At 66.0% G+C, this 17,546-nt stretch carries 15 protein-coding genes and 1 pseudogene; 4 read left to right on the forward strand and 12 right to left on the reverse strand.

The genetic code is table 11. From position 1 onward, the window contains the following. Positions 1-12: 12 nt before the first annotated feature. The 7 genes and pseudogenes from smc to LH390_RS07255 all read right to left on the reverse strand — a co-directional run bounded on the left by smc (position 13) and on the right by LH390_RS07255 (position 8,341). Positions 13-3,489, reverse strand: a complete 3,477-nt coding sequence (gene smc, locus LH390_RS07225) for a chromosome segregation protein SMC (RefSeq protein ID WP_227337357.1) — start codon at positions 3,487-3,489, stop codon at positions 13-15. An 18-nt stretch (positions 3,490-3,507) separates the two neighbouring features. Beyond that, complete coding sequence (locus LH390_RS07230; RefSeq protein WP_227281952.1) at positions 3,508-3,792, reverse strand: acylphosphatase; 285 nt, start codon at positions 3,790-3,792, stop codon at positions 3,508-3,510. 9 nt (positions 3,793-3,801) lie between these two features. After that, complete coding sequence (locus LH390_RS07235) at positions 3,802-5,310, reverse strand: alanine/glycine:cation symporter family protein (protein WP_227281951.1); 1,509 nt, start codon at positions 5,308-5,310, stop codon at positions 3,802-3,804. 32 nt (positions 5,311-5,342) lie between these two features. After that, positions 5,343-6,202: pseudogene (gene mutM / locus LH390_RS07240) on the reverse strand (bifunctional DNA-formamidopyrimidine glycosylase/DNA-(apurinic or apyrimidinic site) lyase). Between the two features lie 11 nt (positions 6,203-6,213). After that, a complete protein-coding gene (rnc, locus tag LH390_RS07245; protein WP_227281949.1) occupies positions 6,214-6,987 on the reverse strand; it encodes a ribonuclease III in 774 nt (257 codons plus the stop codon). Next, entirely contained in the window at positions 6,984-7,520 is a 537-nt protein-coding gene (locus tag LH390_RS07250; RefSeq protein ID WP_227281948.1) for a YceD family protein, read from the reverse strand. The genes rnc and LH390_RS07250 overlap by 4 nt, the downstream gene beginning before the upstream one ends. A 38-nt stretch (positions 7,521-7,558) precedes the next feature. Beyond that, positions 7,559-8,341 (reverse strand): DivIVA domain-containing protein, encoded by a 783-nt coding sequence (locus LH390_RS07255; RefSeq protein ID WP_227281947.1) that lies wholly within the window; start codon positions 8,339-8,341, stop codon positions 7,559-7,561. Between the two features lie 227 nt (positions 8,342-8,568). Between LH390_RS07255 and LH390_RS07260 the strand changes: the two genes are divergently transcribed. Both LH390_RS07260 and LH390_RS07265 read left to right on the forward strand, forming a co-directional pair. Then, the gene (locus LH390_RS07260) at positions 8,569-9,204 is read left to right on the forward strand and encodes a serine protease (RefSeq protein WP_227281946.1); all 636 of its coding nucleotides are present in this window, start codon (positions 8,569-8,571) and stop codon (positions 9,202-9,204) included. 324 nt (positions 9,205-9,528) lie between these two features. Further along, positions 9,529-9,816 (forward strand): helix-turn-helix transcriptional regulator, encoded by a 288-nt coding sequence (locus tag LH390_RS07265; protein WP_227288184.1) that lies wholly within the window; start codon positions 9,529-9,531, stop codon positions 9,814-9,816. Positions 9,817-9,822: 6 nt separating this feature from the next. Here LH390_RS07265 and gdhA read toward each other — a convergent pair whose 3' ends face one another. Continuing rightward, positions 9,823-11,169 (reverse strand): NADP-specific glutamate dehydrogenase, encoded by a 1,347-nt coding sequence (gdhA, locus tag LH390_RS07270; protein WP_227281944.1) that lies wholly within the window; start codon positions 11,167-11,169, stop codon positions 9,823-9,825. Positions 11,170-11,345: 176 nt separating this feature from the next. Here gdhA and LH390_RS07275 point away from each other — a divergent pair, with 176 nt between their 5' ends. After that, positions 11,346-12,455, forward strand: a complete 1,110-nt coding sequence (locus LH390_RS07275; RefSeq protein ID WP_227281943.1) for a glycerate kinase — start codon at positions 11,346-11,348, stop codon at positions 12,453-12,455. Here the strand turns inward: LH390_RS07275 and LH390_RS07280 are convergent. Then, on the reverse strand, positions 12,425-12,811 hold the full coding sequence (locus tag LH390_RS07280; RefSeq protein WP_227281942.1) for a hypothetical protein: 387 nt from the start codon (positions 12,809-12,811) through the stop codon (positions 12,425-12,427). The two genes, LH390_RS07275 and LH390_RS07280, sit on opposite strands and share 31 nt — an antisense overlap. 53 nt (positions 12,812-12,864) lie before the next feature. Between LH390_RS07280 and LH390_RS07285 the strand changes: the two genes are divergently transcribed. After that, positions 12,865-14,124: an amidohydrolase gene (locus LH390_RS07285; RefSeq protein WP_227326802.1), complete on the forward strand. Its 1,260-nt coding sequence runs from the start codon at positions 12,865-12,867 to the stop codon at positions 14,122-14,124. Positions 14,125-14,198: 74 nt separating this feature from the next. Here LH390_RS07285 and pyk read toward each other — a convergent pair whose 3' ends face one another. The 3 genes from pyk to LH390_RS07300 form a co-directional block, all read right to left on the reverse strand. Beyond that, positions 14,199-15,635 carry a pyruvate kinase gene (pyk, locus tag LH390_RS07290; RefSeq protein ID WP_227281940.1) on the reverse strand — a complete coding sequence of 479 codons (1,437 nt, stop codon included), beginning with the start codon at positions 15,633-15,635 and terminating at the stop codon, positions 14,199-14,201. 186 nt (positions 15,636-15,821) lie between these two features. Continuing rightward, positions 15,822-16,688, reverse strand: coding sequence for a prolipoprotein diacylglyceryl transferase (gene lgt / locus LH390_RS07295; protein ID WP_227281939.1), 867 nt, complete (start codon positions 16,686-16,688; stop codon positions 15,822-15,824). Positions 16,689-16,723: 35 nt separating this feature from the next. After that, complete coding sequence (locus tag LH390_RS07300) at positions 16,724-17,545, reverse strand: indole-3-glycerol-phosphate synthase TrpC (RefSeq protein ID WP_227324243.1); 822 nt, start codon at positions 17,543-17,545, stop codon at positions 16,724-16,726. Position 17,546: the final 1 nt, after the last annotated feature.

A 17,546-nucleotide genomic window follows, 5' to 3' on the forward strand; every position in this document is an offset into this window, starting at 1 on the left:
ACTTATTGCCTGTTATATCAGGACGCTCGGGGGTGCAGCACCCGGCGACATGCGCTGGCTGAGCACCCGGGTCACGCCATCGCCGCGCATGGTCACACCATAGAGGACGTTGGCCACATCCATGGTGGGTTTCTGGTGCGTAATCACAATGAGCTGGGAATCCTGACGCAACTGCTCAAACAGGTGAATGAGGCGACGCAGATTGACGTCATCCAACGCGGCCTCAACCTCATCCATCACGTAGAAGGGACTCGGCCGCGCCCGGAAAATGGCCACCAGCAGCGCCAGGGCGGTCAACGACTTCTCCCCGCCCGACAGCAAGGACAGGCGCTTGACGCGCTTGCCCGGCGGGCGCGCCTCCAACTCGATGCCCGTGGCCAAAAGGTCATCCGGCTCCGTGAGGACCAGCCGGCCCTCACCGCCCGGAAAGAGGGTAGAAAACACGCGCGGAAACTCCGCCTCCACGTCCCGCCACGCGTCAGTAAAAAGCTGCAGGATCTTCGCGTCCACGTCCTCGATGACGCCGCGCAAATCCTCCCGCGCCTGTTCCACATCGGCCAGCTGGGTGGACAAAAACTGGTAGCGCTCCTCTAACGCCTTGTATTCCTCCAAGGCCAGGGGGTTGACCTTGCCCAACGCCGACAGATCCCGGCGCGCCTGGGCCAGCCGCTTTTCCTCCGCGGCGCGATCAAAGTCTGGGCCCGGGGTGTAGTCCGCTAATAGGTCCGCAACGGACAGGCCCAGCTGCTCGTCGACCTTGGCTTCCGCCTCCTCCACGTGCACGCGGGCGCGCTCGAGGGCGACCTGCGCCTCGTGCGCCACCGTGGTGGCCCGATCAAGGTGTGTGCGCGCGGTGTGGACTTCGTCGCGCGCCTGGGACAGCACGCGGGCGACTTCTCGGCGCTGGGTGGTCAGGGAGTCGCGCTGCTCGGCCGCGTGTGCAATGCGCAGATCCACCCGGGCGGCCAGGTCATTGGCGCAGGACTCGACCACCCGGGCGAGCTCCCGCTGCCGGATCCTCCTGGCCCGGGCAGCCTCATGGGCCTGGCGGGCCTGCCGCTCCTGGGCGGCGCGGCGGGCAAGCCCCTGGGCGCGGGCGGTGGACTGTTGGGCACGATCCTGCGCCGAACGCAGGCTCAGCCGTGCCTCCACCTCCATCGCGCGGACCTGTTCGAGTGCGGCGACGGCGGAATCACGGGTCGCGGTGGACACCTCCGCGGGATCATCGCTGTCTTCTACCTGGGATAATTGCTCGCGCACGGCACGCAATTCCCGGCGCGCGCTGTCCAACTCTGCCAGGAGGGCGTCGCGCTCCTTTTCTGCCCGCTGCACGGCGGCATCATCGGCCTCACACTGGCGGGTCACCCGCTGCACCACCCGCTGGGCCTCCCCCACCCGCGCCTCATGGTCGCGGCGGGCCGCCGTGGCCTCCGCGAGGCTGACCTGCGCCTGATCCGCCGCCTGGCGGGCGCCTTCCAGCGTGCCCGCAGCCGCATCGACGGCCTCCTGGGCGGGCACGATGGCGGCCTCCGTCTGTGCGAGCCGCGCCTCCACCTCGACTGCCGACGGCGCCCCGCTGCCCACCACGGCCCAGCCCCGGCCGAACAGATCGCCGCGTGGAGTCACCGCCCGCAGGCGCGGGTCGTCCGCGACTAAACGGCGAGCATCCTGGGCATCTGGAACCACAACGACGTCGGCAAGCAGCGCGCTGATCGCCCCGCACACCGCAGCATCGGCGCTGACCTTGTCCACCAACCACTCCGCCCCCGCCGGCAGGCTGGCGTCCAGGTGCCACGGCGTCGGGTCCGCGGTGACGTCCACCAGCGCGGTACGCGCGACGTTGCCCTCGCGCAGCTGGGTGAGCACCCCCTCATCCATCGTGAGCGCCACCGCATCCGCGTGCGGGCCCAGCGCGCTAGCAAGGGCCACCTCCAGACCCGCGGGCACCCGCACGTGCGCCGACAACGGGCTAGTTTCTACCGCGACGACGTCCTCTAGGGACGGGCCCGCAACCGCCTGCCGCAGCGTATCCCGGCGCGCCTGCAACGAGTACAGCTCCCGCTCCCGCTCCCGCTGCTGGGTCTCCAACTCCTCCAGCCGACGGCGCGCCCCCTGCGCCTCCCTGTGGGCCTGCTCGCACGCACGCTCCACCTCCGCGCCGCCGGCGGCAGCATCCGCCACCGCATCCTGGGCCGCATCCGCCTCCGCGCGGGCGGCACCGGCCCGCTGCACCATCTGCTCGACCCGCTGCTGGGCGCGCTCCACCTGCACCGTGGCGGTCTGCTCGCGGGCCGCCAGGGACTCCTCCGTGGCAATCAGACGGACGAGCCCCTCCCGGCGGTGCGCCACAGCCTTGACCAACGCCGCATACTCTGCCTCTGCCTGCCGGAGCTGCTCGCTGCGCGCGGCGACCTCCTCAGAGACCGATTCCAGGCGCTCGGCAGCGATCTCACTTTCTTCCTCCAGCGCCGCGACCTCCTCCCAGGCGGCCTCCGCCTCCGCCTCCAGCTCGGCAGGATCCGGCCCCTGATAGCCCGCATCCTCCTGCGCCGCGCGCCCCCGCTCCTGGGCGATGCGCGCCGTCGCGGAGATGCGCTCCGCCAAGGTAGACAACCGAATCCACAGCTCATTTGCCTGGTCGACCAGCGGCGACAGCTCCGCATCCCGCGCACTGGCCGCATCATGACGCCCCTGCGCCTGCGCCACCTGCCCCTCCAGCTCCGTGCGTTGCGACGCCGCCCGCGCCTGCGCAGCAGACTTCGCCTCCAACGTCTCGCGCACCTGCACCACCCGCGCGCCAGCCAGCCGCAAGCGCGCATCCCGCAGCTCCGCCTGGACGCTAGCTGCGCGCCGCGCTGCCTGGGCCTGCCGGGCCAACGGCTTGAGCTGGCGGCCCAACTCATCGGTCACATCGCGCAGGCGATCCAGGTTCGCCTGCATACCTGTGAGCTTGCGCTGCGCCTTCTCCCGGCGCCGCCGGTGCTTGAGCACCCCCGCCGCCTCCTCGATGTAGGCGCGGCGCTCCTCCGGGCGCGACTCCAAAATGTCCGACAGCTTGCCTTGGCCGACGATGATGTGCATCTCCCGGCCAATGCCCGAATCTGACAACAACTCCTGGATGTCCATCAGCCGGGCCTTGGCGCCATTGATCTCATATTCGCTGGCGCCATCCCGAAACATCCGGCGCGTGACGGAGACCTCAGCGTAGTCGATGGGCAGCTTGCCATCCGAATTATCGATGGTCAGCGTCACCTCGGCGCGGCCCAAAGGCTTGCGATCCCCCGCCCCCGCAAAAATGACGTCCTGCATCTTCCCGCCGCGCAGGGTCTTCGCCCCCTGCTCCCCCATCACCCAGGCCAACGCGTCCACCACATTGGACTTACCCGAACCATTCGGGCCCACCACGGCGCAGATGCCGGGCTCAAATTTCAGCGTCGTGGCAGACGCAAAGGACTTAAAGCCCTTCAGCGTGAGGGATTTCAGGTGCATAGCACCAAGCAGTCTAACTCAACGCTCCACAAAGCCCACCACGCCGTCGCGGGGCTCGGACCACTGCTCAACAACCGCATCCACGTGGCCCGGGCGGCGCCCCGAATACTCCGGGCGCAAACAATCCAGCAGGGCGCGACACTGGTGCTCGCTGGCCTGCCCGACTACGCACACCCGGCCATCCACCAGGTTCGTAGCGCTGCCTGCCACCCCAAGCTCCAAGGCCCGACACCGCACCCACCAGCGAAAGCCCACGCCTTGCACATGGCCATGGACAAAGACCGTCAGACGAACCTGATCCACCGCGGCTCCTTACACAGTCTCATCGTGGGCTGGGGGCTGACCGTGCCACCGGTAATCCAGGGACTCATAGGCGGCATCGCGCTGCGTGATCGGATCCGACCCATCCCAGGTTTCCATCTGGTCCCACCCGCGCACGCTACGGGGCAGATCATCGCGGTGGAACACCGGGTTAAGCCCCGCCTTACGCTGCACCGAATAGTGGCGCAACACCACCACAGCCACCCCGGCAAGCGGCAGGATGGCCACCAAGTTGATCAGCGCCATTACGCCACTGAACACGTCAGCCAGGGCCCACACCAGCGGCACCGAGCCCACCGCGCCACCAAAGACACACAACGCCACCAGGACCCGGAAGCCGGTGAGCAGGCCGCGCTTGCGCGACAGGAAACCAATGTTGGACTCGCCGTAGTAGTAATTACCGATCACCGAGGAGTAGGCCAAGAACAAGATGATGACGGAAAGGAAGTGGATGCCCCACTGTCCCACCGAGCTGGCCAGGGCATTCTGCGTCAACGCCATGCCGCCCTCACTAGCCTCCAGATCGGGGTGGGCCAGCAGGATGATAAACGCCGTCATGGAGCACACCACGAGCGTGTCAAAGTACACGCCCAAGGTCTGGATGAGCCCCTGCTTGGCGGGGTGAGACACAGACGCCGTCGCCGCCGCATTAGGAACCGAACCCATGCCGGCCTCGTTGGAAAACAGCCCGCGGCGCACGCCCGTCATAATCACCGTGCCCAGCGTCGCCCCCGCAAAACCGCGCAGGTCAAAGGCGTGGGAAACGATATCGGCGAACATTCCCGGAACCTTGTCAAAGTTCAGCCCCACCACGATGAAAGCCAGGATGATGTAGAGCACCGCCATGACCGGGACCACCGTCTGGGTGACGTTGGCAATGCGCTGCACACCACCGAAAATGATCCCCGCCGTCACCACAGCCAGGATCGCGCCGATGATCGCCTTGGTGGTCAGCGAATCATGGCCCACGGAAGTCACCACAGCCGCCGAAATGGAGTTGGACTGCACCGCGTTGAACACAAACCCATAAGTGACGCAGATGATCACGGCAAAGGCCAGTGCCAGCGGGCGCCACCCCAACGCCTTGGTCATGTAGTAGGCCGGACCGCCGCGGTAGGAATCCTTATCCCGGATCTTATAAACCTGAGCCAGCGTGGACTCCACAAAGGACGTCGCGCCGCCGATGACGGCCAACGCCCACATCCAAAACACCGCGCCCGGCCCGCCGGTGGCCACCGCGATGGCCACCCCGGCGACGTTGCCCGTGCCCACGCGCGACGCGGCAGAGATGGTAAAGGCCTTGAACGCAGAGATGCCCTGCTGACCCTCCGAGATCTCAGAGGGCGTCTCTGTGACCGACTTGAACATATCCGGCAGGAACCGGATCTGCACCACCACGGTACGCACACAGAAGTACACGCCCGAGGCGGCCAAAATAACGGCAAAGAAACGCCAATAGACGTCCCCGAAGTCCTCAATGCCCTTGACCAAAGAATCCATGCGGGGAACTTTACCGCCTCTACCAGTCTCACCTAATAACGGTGCTGGCAAAAGGGACACAAGTGCGATCCCCTACCCATGAACTCCTCCCGCACGATGGGCCGTCCACACCGGTGACAGGGTTGCCCCTGGCGCCCATAGGCGTGCAGGCTCACCGCAAAGTAGCCTGATTGTCCGGTGACATCAACGTAAAGATCATCAAAAGACGTTCCCCCTGCGCAAGCGCCGCCTCCATGACCCCGCGCCCAGAATGCAGCAGGCCTTCCAGCCGCGAGCGGGACACCCGGCTGGCGCGCTGGCGCGGATGCAGCCGCGCCGCCCACGCCATCTCATCGGCATAAATATTGCCAATTCCGGACACAATCTCCTGGTTAAGCAGCAACCGCTTGAGCTCGACGTCGCGGGATTTCAGCTGTGCAGCAAGAGCGGGAACGTCAAGGAGTGGATCCAGCAGATCCCGGGCAATGTGCTCGATGGGCTGGGGAATGCACCCCCGGGTGGTCTCCACCATCCTGGCGGCACGCAGGTAACCAAAGGTGCGCTGATCGATGAAGCGCACCACGTGGCCGTTATCTAGGCTCATCCAGGCACGCAGGTGCGGGTGCGGAGCGGCGGTGGTCGCGGTGTCAACCAGGAGCTGCCCACTCATGCCCAGGTGGATGAGCAGGCAGGGCGCCGGGTCCGGGCCTGCGCATTCCAGCCAGGCGAACTTGCCGCGCCGGCGCACCGCGGTGATCGTCGCCCCCGTGATCGCGGCCTCAATCTCCGCAGCCCCGCCAGCGTTATGGCGCGCGGCACGCGGGTGGACAACGCGCACCGCGGTGATGGTCGCCCCGGTGACAAAAGGCTCCAGCCCCCGGCGCACCACCTCAACTTCAGGCAGCTCAGGCATGTTTTGCCAGCTTAGGCGTCCGCGGCGCGCACGGCGTGGACCGTTTCCGGGTTCCCCAAAGCCAGATACGCCTGGTGGGCTGCCTCCTGCTCGGCGAGCTTCTTGTTGTGCCCGGTCCCACGGCCCAGGTCGATGCCGGCGATGCTGATGTCCGCGGTGAAAACCAGATCATGCTCGGGGCCCGAGGAATGCGACCGGTAGGTCGCCGAGCTGATCCCGTAGGCGGACAGGCGCTCCTGGAGGGTGGTTTTCCAGTCCTGGTTTCGCCCCTCCGATGAGGCCGTGGCGATCTTGTGCGCGAACAGCCGCAAAACAACGTCCCGGGCAACGTCAAAGCCGTGCTCGAGGTAGACCGCGCCCAGGACGGCTTCGGTGGTATCGGCGAGGATGGACAGCTTGTCGCGCCCGTCGGTGGCCAACTCCCCCTTGCCCAGCAGGATGTAGGTGCCCAGGTTGATCTCCCGGGCAACGTCCGCGCAGCCGTACCGGGACACGATCCCGGCCCTCATCTTGGAGATGTCAGACTCCGGGCGCGCCGGGTACTTTTCAAACAGCGCCCCGGCGATGGACAGGCCCAGCACCGCGTCGCCGACGAACTCCAGGCGTTCATTGTTGGGAAGGTTGCCGTTTTCGTGGGCGAAGGATCGGTGGGTCAGCGCCAGGCGCAGCTGCTCATCGGGGATGGTGACGCCGAGGGTGCGCAGCAGGGGCTCATGGTCGACCGCCCCGTAGGCGGCGTCCCACGCCGCGTACCCGGTCAGGCGTGCCTTCTTCGGGTGGCTCATAAGAACTTCTCCAGTCCCGCCCAGCGGGGGTCTGCCAGGGTGTCTTCGTCGCGCCCAGACTCGCCGTCTGGCGCCGGGGCGGAGTCGGAGTCGTCGGCGCAGCCGTCCGGGCAGGTGGGGTTGAACGGCAGTGTCAGGCCGACCTCGTCGGTGACGGCCTGGAGAATATCCACGCGCCCGTCGGTGATCAGGGCGGCGTCGTCTGCGTCATCGGCGTCGTCGTCAGCGCTATCGGAGGTGATCAGGGAGGCGTCCGCGCTAAACACCTCGGTGATGTGGAAGCTCTCCTGCGGGGTCAGCGGCTGCAAGCAGCGCACGCATTGGCCTTCCAGGCGTGCAGAAACCTCCGCGTCGACCATGACGGCCTGGCCCAATGGGGTCAGGTGGGCGTCAACGGTCACGGGGGCGCCCTCCGGGATGGCGATCATGGCCGCGCCAATGCGGCGGGGGCTGGGCCCCTCATTGCGCCGATCTTCTGCGATGGCACCGGGGTGCGTGAGCCCCGTGACGTCGAATTCAAATGGTGAAGTCATATCGTCTGGACACTTTACCCGTCGATGCTAGGGCCGCGTTAGCGCTCCTCATAGCGGGGCGTGGTCCGCCCGGCGTAGCGGCCGTCACCCGGCTCGCGTGCCTCGCGTGGCTCCCTCGGCTCCCGCGGTGCACCCGCGGCGCCGGCACCGCGACGCAGCGCCGCCCGGTCGCGGGAGACGGTGCGCAGCACCCCGGAGAGGGATTCCTCAAACTCGGCGAGCTTGGAATCGACGTAGCGGTCGCACTCGCTGCGCAGTTGCTTGGAGTCTGCGTGGGCGGCGTCAACCACCCGGTGGGCTTCCTCATCAGCGCGGCGCACAACCTCGGATTCAGACACCAGGCGCTTTTGTTCTGCCAGGCCCTCATCGACACTGCGCTGGTAAGACTCGTTGCCGTCGGCGATGAGGCGTTCCGCCTCCGCTTGGGCGCGGCGCACGGTGTCGTCGGCCTCTTCGCGTGCCCTGCTGACAAGCTGCTGGGCATCGTCTTCGGCCCGGGCGACCATGGTGGTGGCACGCTGCTGGGCGTCGTTAAGCATCCCATCGGATTCGCTCTGGGCGGTATCGACGATCTCCGTGGCCTGTGCCTGCGCGTCCGCAACCACGTGCTGTGCCTGGTCTTGCGCGTTGCCAAGGATCTCATCCTGCTTATCTAGGACGTCTTGGGCATCGTCGATTTCTATGGGCAGCGCGTTGCGTAGGTCATCGAGCAGCGCGAGCATGTCATTGCGGGGGACCATGCAGTTGGAGGTCATGGGCACTCCGTAGGCTTGCTCTACGGTCTTGACCATCTCATCTAGGGCTTCGAATACGCGGTACATGCCCCCAATGCTACTTGCCTTCGGGCTTGCGCCCCGGGCGCGGCGGTTTCCCGGTATGTCTTGGCGGTGCGCCGCGGCGCGGTCGGGTCAGCGGGCTGTGCCAGCTCAGGCGGTGCGCCGCGGCGGGTGACTCCGGTTGCCATCATCTTTGCCGCACTCCTTTGGGGGTGCTAAGAATTGGGGTCGCCATAACCGTGCACTCTCCCAGAATTTCATAGGAGTACCCCATGAGTCACTCCCTGTCCGTTCGCGCCCTAGCCTGCCTGTTGGCCTGCGCCACCGTCACCGGCGCTCTCGCCTCCCCCGCCGCGGCCGCCCCACGCAAGATGCAGATGAGCTCGTCGACGTCCATCGACGCGGGCACGCGCAGCCGCTGCTCGATCACCCTGATCAGCGACACGCTCGCCTATTCGGCCGCGCACTGTTTCGCGTTCAAGGCCAAGGTGGGCGATCCCGTCACTCGCGCCCACCGAGTCATCGGGCACATCACTGCGGACGGCATGAGCCAGCCAGCGGGCAAGCGTATCGACGCCGTGCGCATCGCCCTTGACCCGGACGCCGTCACTGTCTTAAGCCCCCACGAGATCGGCGATTCGCTGGCCCTGCGCACAGGCGACATCGTGCATCGTACCGGGGTCTCCTCTTCGAGCGTTGGCCCCATGCTCGATGATGCCGCCAAGATCGTGCGCTACCGGGAAACCGGCGACATCGCCACCCGCTGCGTCGACGCGACCTCGCGCCCCGGCGATTCCGGCAGCGCGGTGCTGGACGCGCAAGAAAAGGTCGTGGGCATTCTTACCCACGGGCCCGGCGACCATGAGTACTGCTTCGCCCCCATCGATCTTGCTGAGGCGATGAGCTAAAAACCGCGAGCACCGACGCGACGGTGCGGCGGCGCTGCGTGTGCCGTCGCACCTGTTTTTTGCGGTGCACTGGGGCTGCGAAAGTGCGGCAGTTTCACGCCGGCAGCCGGAATTAAGCACGGGAAAAATGGGGGGAAAGTTACGCTAAGAAAACTACCCCTGTACAGGGGAAATGTGCGCCCAATGACCAGCACAATGGTGCCAACCAAATTTGCTGTACAGGATGTGTAACGCCGCCGATCCTTTTCACAATATGCCCGATGGTTCCCGCTGCAACATTATGGTTGCCGCCCGCTCAAGCATTGGAGGTCTAGACCCATGACCATGCAAAGCACTAGCGCCCTGCCCCGGCCCGTCGCTAGCGATGACAAGGATTTCTACCGGCGTGACCTCGCCGTGGTGGATCTATCCACGGACACCATTTTCTGGACGACCGCCCAGGTGGCGGCCTATTGCGGAATTTCGCGGCAAACGTTGAGCTCCTACGTTTCCCGTTCGCAGGCCCCCGCCCCCGTTGGCAAGTTCAACGGCCTGCCGCTGTGGGAGGCAGAGAGCATTAAAGTGTGGCACCACTCTCGCCCCTCACAGCGGCGGCTGCACCCCCAGCCTTAGTGCTGCTTAGATGATCCCCTGGGCCAGCATCGCGTCCGCGACCTTTTTAAAGCCCGCGATGTTGGCGCCCACCACGTAATCGTCTTCGCGGTCATATTCCTTTGCCGTGTTATCCATGGCACGGAAAATGTTGGACATAATCTTGTGCAGCCGCTCGTCGGTGTACTCAAAGGTCCACGAATCCCGCGAGGCGTTTTGCTGCATTTCCAGCGCTGAGGTGGCCACGCCGCCGGCATTGGCCGCCTTGCCCGGCGCGAAATGCACGCCCTTTTCCCCGCGGAATACCTCAATGGCCTCCGCGGTAGAGGGCATATTCGCGCCTTCTGCGACGTAGCGCACACCGTTGGAGATCAGCGTGCGGGCGTGATCGCCATCCAGTTCGTTTTGGGTGGCGCACGGCAACGCGACGTCGGCAGCGAGATCCCACACGGAGCCGTCCTCGTGGTAGGTCGCGCCGTCGATTTCCTTGGCGTAGTCAGACACGCGGCCGCGGCGGACTTCCTTGATGTCCTTGAGCGCGGCGACGTCGACACCCTTCGGCGTGGCAACCCAGCCGGAGGAGTCGGAGAAGCCCACAACGGTCGCGCCGAGTTCCTGGGCCTTTTCCATGGCGTAGATGGCCACGTTGCCGGACCCGGAGACGATGACCTTGGCGCCCTCGAAGGAGTCGCCGTGGGTCTTCATCATCTCTGAGGTCAGGTAGACGCAGCCGTAGCCGGTGGCCTCGGTGCGCACCAGGGAACCGCCCCAGTTCAGGCCCTTGCCGGTCAGGACTCCGGACTCGTGCTGGTTGGCCAGGCGGCGGTACTGGCCGAAGAGGAAGCCGATCTCGCGGCCGCCAACTCCGATGTCGCCGGCGGGAACGTCGCGGTACTCACCGATGTGGCGGTAGAGCTCGGTCATGAAGGACTGGCAGAAGCGCATGACTTCCTGCTCGGACTTGCCCTTGGGATCAAAGTCGGAGCCACCCTTGCCGCCGCCGATGGGCAGGCCGGTCAGGGAGTTCTTAAAGATCTGCTCGAAGCCCAGGAACTTGATGATGCCCAGGTTGACGGAGGGGTGGAAGCGCAGGCCGCCCTTGTAGGGGCCCAGTGCGGAGTTGAACTGGACGCGGAAGCCGCGGTTGACCTGGACGGTGCCTTCATCATCAACCCAGGGCACCCGGAAGATGAGCTGACGCTCGGGCTCGCACAGGCGCTGGATCAGGCCGTAGTCCGCGTAGTGGGGATCCTTCTCCAGGACAATCTTCAGCGAGTCCAGAACTTCCGCCACTGCCTGGTGGAATTCCGGCTCGCCGGCGTTGCGCTTGAGCAACTTTTCGTAGTAGCTGGATACCTGCTCATCGATGGACATGAGGATCCCTTCCTTAGGTGTCGGTGGTACCGCGCGCTCACGGCTTTTCGATTATTGCACAGGTATTGCGGTCCACGCACCTTTTTAGTCAACAAATTTCCCCCACACCCCTCCTGACCTGCGAAAAAATACCTGTCAGCCGCAAGGTGACAGCGATTGCAGCACAATGGAAAACGATGACTAGTACAAGCCCCCGGGTGGTAATCGCCCCCGACTCCTTCAAAGGCCACGCCGCCGCCGACGAGGCTGCCTCCTGGCTCGCCCAGGGCGTGCGCGAAACCCTGCCCCACGCCGACATCGCAGAGATGCCCATGGCCGACGGCGGCGAGGGCACCGCCCAGCTTTTCGACGGCGCCCCCATCACCCTGCCCACGACCGATGCCGCAGGCAGGCTCACCGAGGCCAGCTACACCTTCGATGCCGCCAACCAGACCGCCATCATCGATATCGCCGCCGCCTCTGGGCTGCCCGCCGTGGCCGACCACCCCGTCCCTATGACCGGCGACACCTACGGCACCGGCGTCCTCATTGCCGACGCCCACTCCCGCGGCGCCCACACCATCGTGCTGGGGCTCGGCGGTTCCGCCACCATCGACGGCGGGACCGGGATCCTCGCAGCCTTGGGCGCTACCGGGCTCGACCGCGACGGCCTGCCGGTGCGCCCCGGCGGCGGACACGTAGGGCGCATCGACAGCTTTGACACGAGCGCCCTGAACATCGCCGCCGCAGCCGCGAACTTTGTCCTGCTGACCGACGTCGACGCCCCCGCCACCGGACCGCACGGCGCCGCCGCGGTCTTCGGCCCCCAAAAGGGCGCGACCCCAGCGCAGGTGGAGCTTCTCGACGCCGCTCTCTCCCACCTGTGCACCACCTGCGACATCGACCCCACCACCCCCGGCTACGGCGCCGCCGGCGGCATAGCCATCGGGCTGACCTGGCTGAGTCGGCTCCTCCACGGCACCGACGAACACATTCGCCTCGCCCCCGGCGCCGAGGTCGTCGCCGCCAGCCACGGGCTGCCCGCCGCCCTGGAGGGTGCCGACCTTGCCATCACCGGCGAAGGTCGCCTGGATGATCAGTCCTTCCGCGGAAAGGTCGTGGGGACCGTGGCCGCGCAGTGCGGCCCACACACCCGCCTGGCGGTCGTCTGCGCCTTTGCGGACACGCGCCCACCCGGAGTGGACATCATCGAAGTCGATCGCGGCGCGGGCACCCGCGACCAACTCATCGATGCCGGCCGCCGGGCCGCTGAGGGCTACCTGCGCACCTCCACCCACCACGGGTAAGAGGCCGGAAGCTCGAAACGGTTTTCATCGAGCAGCGCCAGCGGATCGGCAGGCAGGTTCGCCTGGGGAGTCAGCAGGCGCGACAGGCCCATGGCCAACTCGTTGAGAGACCCCTGGGCGTCCACGATCTCCACGTCATAGCGGCGCATGTGCGCCCCCTGCTCCACCGACAGGCCCGGGGTGTGGCGCAACACCTCCTCAACATCGGCTGCGATGACAGGACGAGCGGACGTGCGCACCGCAGCGTGGCGCACACAACCGTGATCGACGAGGCGTCGACAAGCAGTAGCAAAAGCCCCATCGAGGGTGCAGGCGTTGGCGTCAGGAATGAGAACGTCAAACTGTATAGACGGCATGAGGATAGCCTAAAGCACCTCACCCCTTTCGCGCATTCTCTACAGTTGGAACCATGAACCATACGCCGCTGCTACTGACGTCAACTACCGCTGACCTGGGCTTCCAGCGCGCATTCTACGAAGACCTGCACGAACATCCGGACCTGTCCGGCCAAGAGCGGGCCACCGCGGCGCGCATCGAGGAACGCCTGGCCCACTACGACTGCGAGGTCCACACCCACATCGGCGGGTTCGGAATCGTCGCCATCTTCCGCAACGGGCCCGGGCCCGTGGTGCTCATGCGCGCGGACTTTGACGCCCTACCAGTCAAGGAAGACACCGGCGTGGACTTCGCCTCCACCCGCGTCCAGGCCCGCCCCGACGGCTCTACCGCCCCCGTCATGCACGCCTGCGGCCACGACATGCACACCACCGCGCTGATGGGCGTGTGTGCGACTCTCGACGCCGACCGCGACCGGTGGAACGGAACATTCATCGCGCTGTTCCAACCCTCGGAGGAAAACGGCGTCGGCGCGGACGCCATGATCGCCGACGGGCTCGCCTCCATCATCCCCAAGCCCGACGTCTGCTTCGGCCAGCACATCATGCCCGGGCGCGCCGGCGAGGTGCAGACGATGGCCGGCGGCCAACTCGCCGCCGCAGACTCCATCCGGATCACCATCCCCGGCGTCAGCGCCCACGGATCCATGCCCCACAAGGCGGTAGACCCCGTCTACGTCGCCGCCATGATCATCATCCGGCTCCAAGGAATAGTCGGCCGGAAAGTCGACCCCAACGAATTCGCCGTCATCACCGTCGGATCTGTGCGCGCCGGCGAGGTCAACAACATCATCCCCGAAAGCGCACAGCTGCAACTGAACTGCCGGTTCTACAACGACGCCGTGAAAAAGCGCGTCCTGGCGGCCATCCAGCGCGTGGTCAAGGCCGAATGCACCGCCTCCGGCTGCCCGGCGGCCCCCTCCTTCGAGTTCTTCTCCCACGCTGAGGTCACAGACAACTCCACCGAGGTCTTCGACCGCGTGCGCCCCATCTTTGACAAGGTCTTTGGCGCCAAGTCCGTCGAGGCGAAACGCTCCACCGTCTCCGAAGACTTCTCCCACATCCCCCGGGCGCTCGGCGTTCCCTACATGTTCTGGTTCATCGGGTGCACCCCCCACGACGTATGGGATAACGCCGTAGCCAACGGCACCGTTGACGAGGACGTCCCCGTCAACCACATGCCCACGTTCCTGCCCGACTACGAGCCCACCGTCGAGTCCGCCACCCGCGCCGGCGTCGCCGCCGCCCTGACCTACCTCGCCCGACAGCAATAGACAAACCCCCCACCGGTGAATGCTCACCGGGTGGGGGTTAAGGCGCAGGCGGGCACTGTCCGTCCCTGCGCTTCCTAGCGGTTGCCGTGGGCAGCCTCAACCAGATCATCGCCCAGCTGGTGGACGTGAATCATGTTGGTGTTGCCCTGGATTCCCGGAGGCGTACCGGCCACCACAACGACCATGTCATTGTTGGTGTACTCCTCCATCTTGAGCAGCGCGTCATTGACCTCGTTGAGCATCTCATCGGTGGTCTCCACCTCGGGGCACAAGAAGGGCTCCACACCCCAGGTCAGCGACAGCTGCGCGTGCACGTCCGAGTTCGGCGTGAACACCAGCAGCGGCAGGTGCGAGTGCAGGCGAGCGACGCGACGCGCCGTATCGCCGGAGGATGTAAACGCCACCAGCGCCTTGGAATTGAGCCGCTCGGCGATATCGCGCGCGGAGTAAGAGATCACGCCGCGCTTGGTGCGCGGAATGTGCGACAGCGGCGGCACGGTGCCACCCGACTCGGTCTTGCGCACGATGCGGGCCATGGTGCGTACAACGTTGTGCGGGTCCACGCCCACGGAGGTCTCACCGGAGAGCATGACGGCATCCGCGCCGTCGAGCACGGCGTTCGCCACGTCCGATGCCTCGGCGCGGGTAGGCCGCGAGTTGGTGATCATGGAGTCGAGCATCTGGGTGGCCACGATGACCGGCTTCGCGTTCTCGCGGGCGATCTGGATGGCCCGCTTCTGGAAGAGCGGAACCTGCTCCAGCGGAACCTCCACGCCAAGGTCACCACGGGCGATCATGATGCCGTCGAAGGCCAAAACGATGGACTCGAGGGCGTCCACGGCCTCAGGCTTTTCCAGCTTGGCGATCACCGGAACCCGGCGACCCTCCTCATCCATGACCTTGTGCACCAGGTCCACGTCCGCCGGGGAGCGCACGAAGGACAGCGCGATGAGATCCACGCCCAGCTGCAGCGCGAAACGCAGGTCCGCGATGTCCTTTTCAGACAGGGCCGGAACGGAAACATCCATGCCGGGCAGGGAGACACCCTTGTGGTCAGAGACCGGGCCCCCTTCGGTGACCTCGCAGACCACGTCATTGCCCTCAACCTTGAGGCAGACGAGCCCGACCTTGCCATCATCGACGAGCAGGCGGTCCCCCGCCTTCGCGTCCTTGGCCAACCCCTTGTAGGTGGTAGACACGCGGTCATGGGTGCCCTCGACGTCATCGGTGGTGATGCGCACGACCTCACCGTTGTCCCACTGGGCGGTGCCGTTCTCAAAGGTCCCTAGGCGAATCTTCGGGCCCTGAAGGTCAGCCAGGATGCCCACGGACTTGCCGGTCTGCTCCGCGGCCTCGCGGACCCAGGCGTAGTTCTGCGCGTGGTCCTCATGGCTGCCGTGCGAGAAGTTCATGCGAGCCACGTTCATGCCGTCTTCGACGAGGCGCCGGATGGCCTCATCGCTGGCGACTGCCGGCCCGAGCGTACATACGATCTTGGTTCTTCTATCCACGTGATCCAACCTACTTCGTTTTCGTTCCGATCTCCACGGTACACGACGCCTAGATGAATCCGAATACGCCCGGTTTTGTTGTTTTCCCTGGATAGTGCGGGCGGGAGTCCACAAAAAAACACCACACATGTGGGGGCACACAGCGTCGCAGCCGCGCGGGAGAGACCGCACCGCGGGCGTTAAGACTTAATCTACCTGCGAATCCACCCGCGTGCCGCGCCCAAACCGGGCCCGCAACCACACAAAGGTAGCAACGGCGCCAAGCCCCACCACCGCGGAGACAATCGTATTAATCCGCAGGCCAAAGACATGCGTGGCGGGATCATCGCGCATCAACTCCACAAAGAACCGGCCCAAGGTATAGCCCGCAACATACAGCGCGAAGACCTGACCGTGGCCCAGCTGCCACCGCCGATGCGCCCACAGCAACACCAGGCACACGGCCACGTTCCACAGCGCCTCATAGAGGAACGTCGGGTGCACCGTAGCCAGCACCTCACCCGTTGAATGACCGGTCAGCGGCGCCACACGACCAGACTCATTGACCCGCTGATAAATCTCCAGCGCCCACGGCACATCGGTGGGCCGCCCATAGAGCTCCTGGTTGAACCAATTGCCCAGACGCCCGATCGCCTGCGCAAGGATGACGCCGGGGGCGGCAGCATCCGCGAACGCACCAAGGGCGACCCCGCGGTAGCGCAGCAACAACCACACGCACAGCGTCCCCAGGGCCACCGCGCCCCAAATACCCAGTCCGCCGTTGGTAATTTTCACCGCGTCGATGGGGTGGGCGCCGGGGCCAAAGTACTTATCCCAGTCCGTGAGCACGTGGTAGGCACGCCCCCCGATAATCCCCGCCGGGATCGCCACAATCGCCGCATCCCACACCACCGCGGGGTCACCCCCCACAGCCCGGTAGCGGCGTTGGGTCATCCACAATGCCACCACAATGCCCGTGATGATGCACAGCGCGTAGGCACGAATCGGGATCGGGCCGAGGTACCACACTCCCTGGGGCGGGGAGGGAATTGTTGCCAGATAGTCAACTCTCACTCGACCCATTGTGCCCCACCCCCCTGTCAGGTGCGTTACCGCAACGTCGCAGCCTTGCGCGAGGGGCACGCGGGGTGCTGGCCCGCCGCACACAGGACCCGAAGACTGCGGCCCGGCTCCGCTGCTGCCATCACCGCATTGTGCACCACCACGGCATCCGCCCCGGCCGCGGCGTAGTCGATGACATCGCGGGAACTGCCCACCCCTGATAGCCCCACACAGATCACGGTCGCCGGCATCCCCGCGGCCACCTCCGCAAAACGGTCCGGTCCACTGGTGTGCGCCCCCGGCTCCTGCTTGCCGCGCGTATCCACCCCGATGACCGTGAACCCGGCGCGCAGCGCGCGGTCCGCCTCCTGCGGGCAGCGCACCTCCGCCAGCGCGACCATCTGTAAGGACTCCGCACGGTCGGCCAGCGCTGCCAGCCGGTAGTCATCGAGGTAGCGCACCTTGAGCGGGATGATGTCGGCGCCGTAGTACCGGGCCTCATGGACCTGGTAGGGGTCATAGATGATGCCCCGCGCCATGATCGGGACGCTGACCGCGGCGCGCACAAGGGCCATGTCCTCTAACGCCCCCGGGTGGCGGTGGGGCTCAATGTGGCAGGCAATGAGGTGTGCCCCGCCAGCCTCAAAGTCGTGGGCGACGTCCGTAATCGAGGACACTGGGTGGGCGACCTGCTTGATCTCGGGGATGACCCCACATCCCTCACGCAATAGGCCGGTGACCGCCGCCCGGGGCGGGTCGACGCTGGTGGACATCGCTTTGATAGCCCGAAAGTTCACCCGGGCTTCCCGCCGGGCGACGTCTAGGCGCACGCCGGAAGGAACCGTGTCAACCGCTGTGTGCCCAGCCATG

The sequence above is a fragment of the Corynebacterium uberis genome (genome assembly GCF_020616335.1).
In the GTDB taxonomy this organism is placed as follows: domain Bacteria; phylum Actinomycetota; class Actinomycetes; order Mycobacteriales; family Mycobacteriaceae; genus Corynebacterium; species Corynebacterium uberis.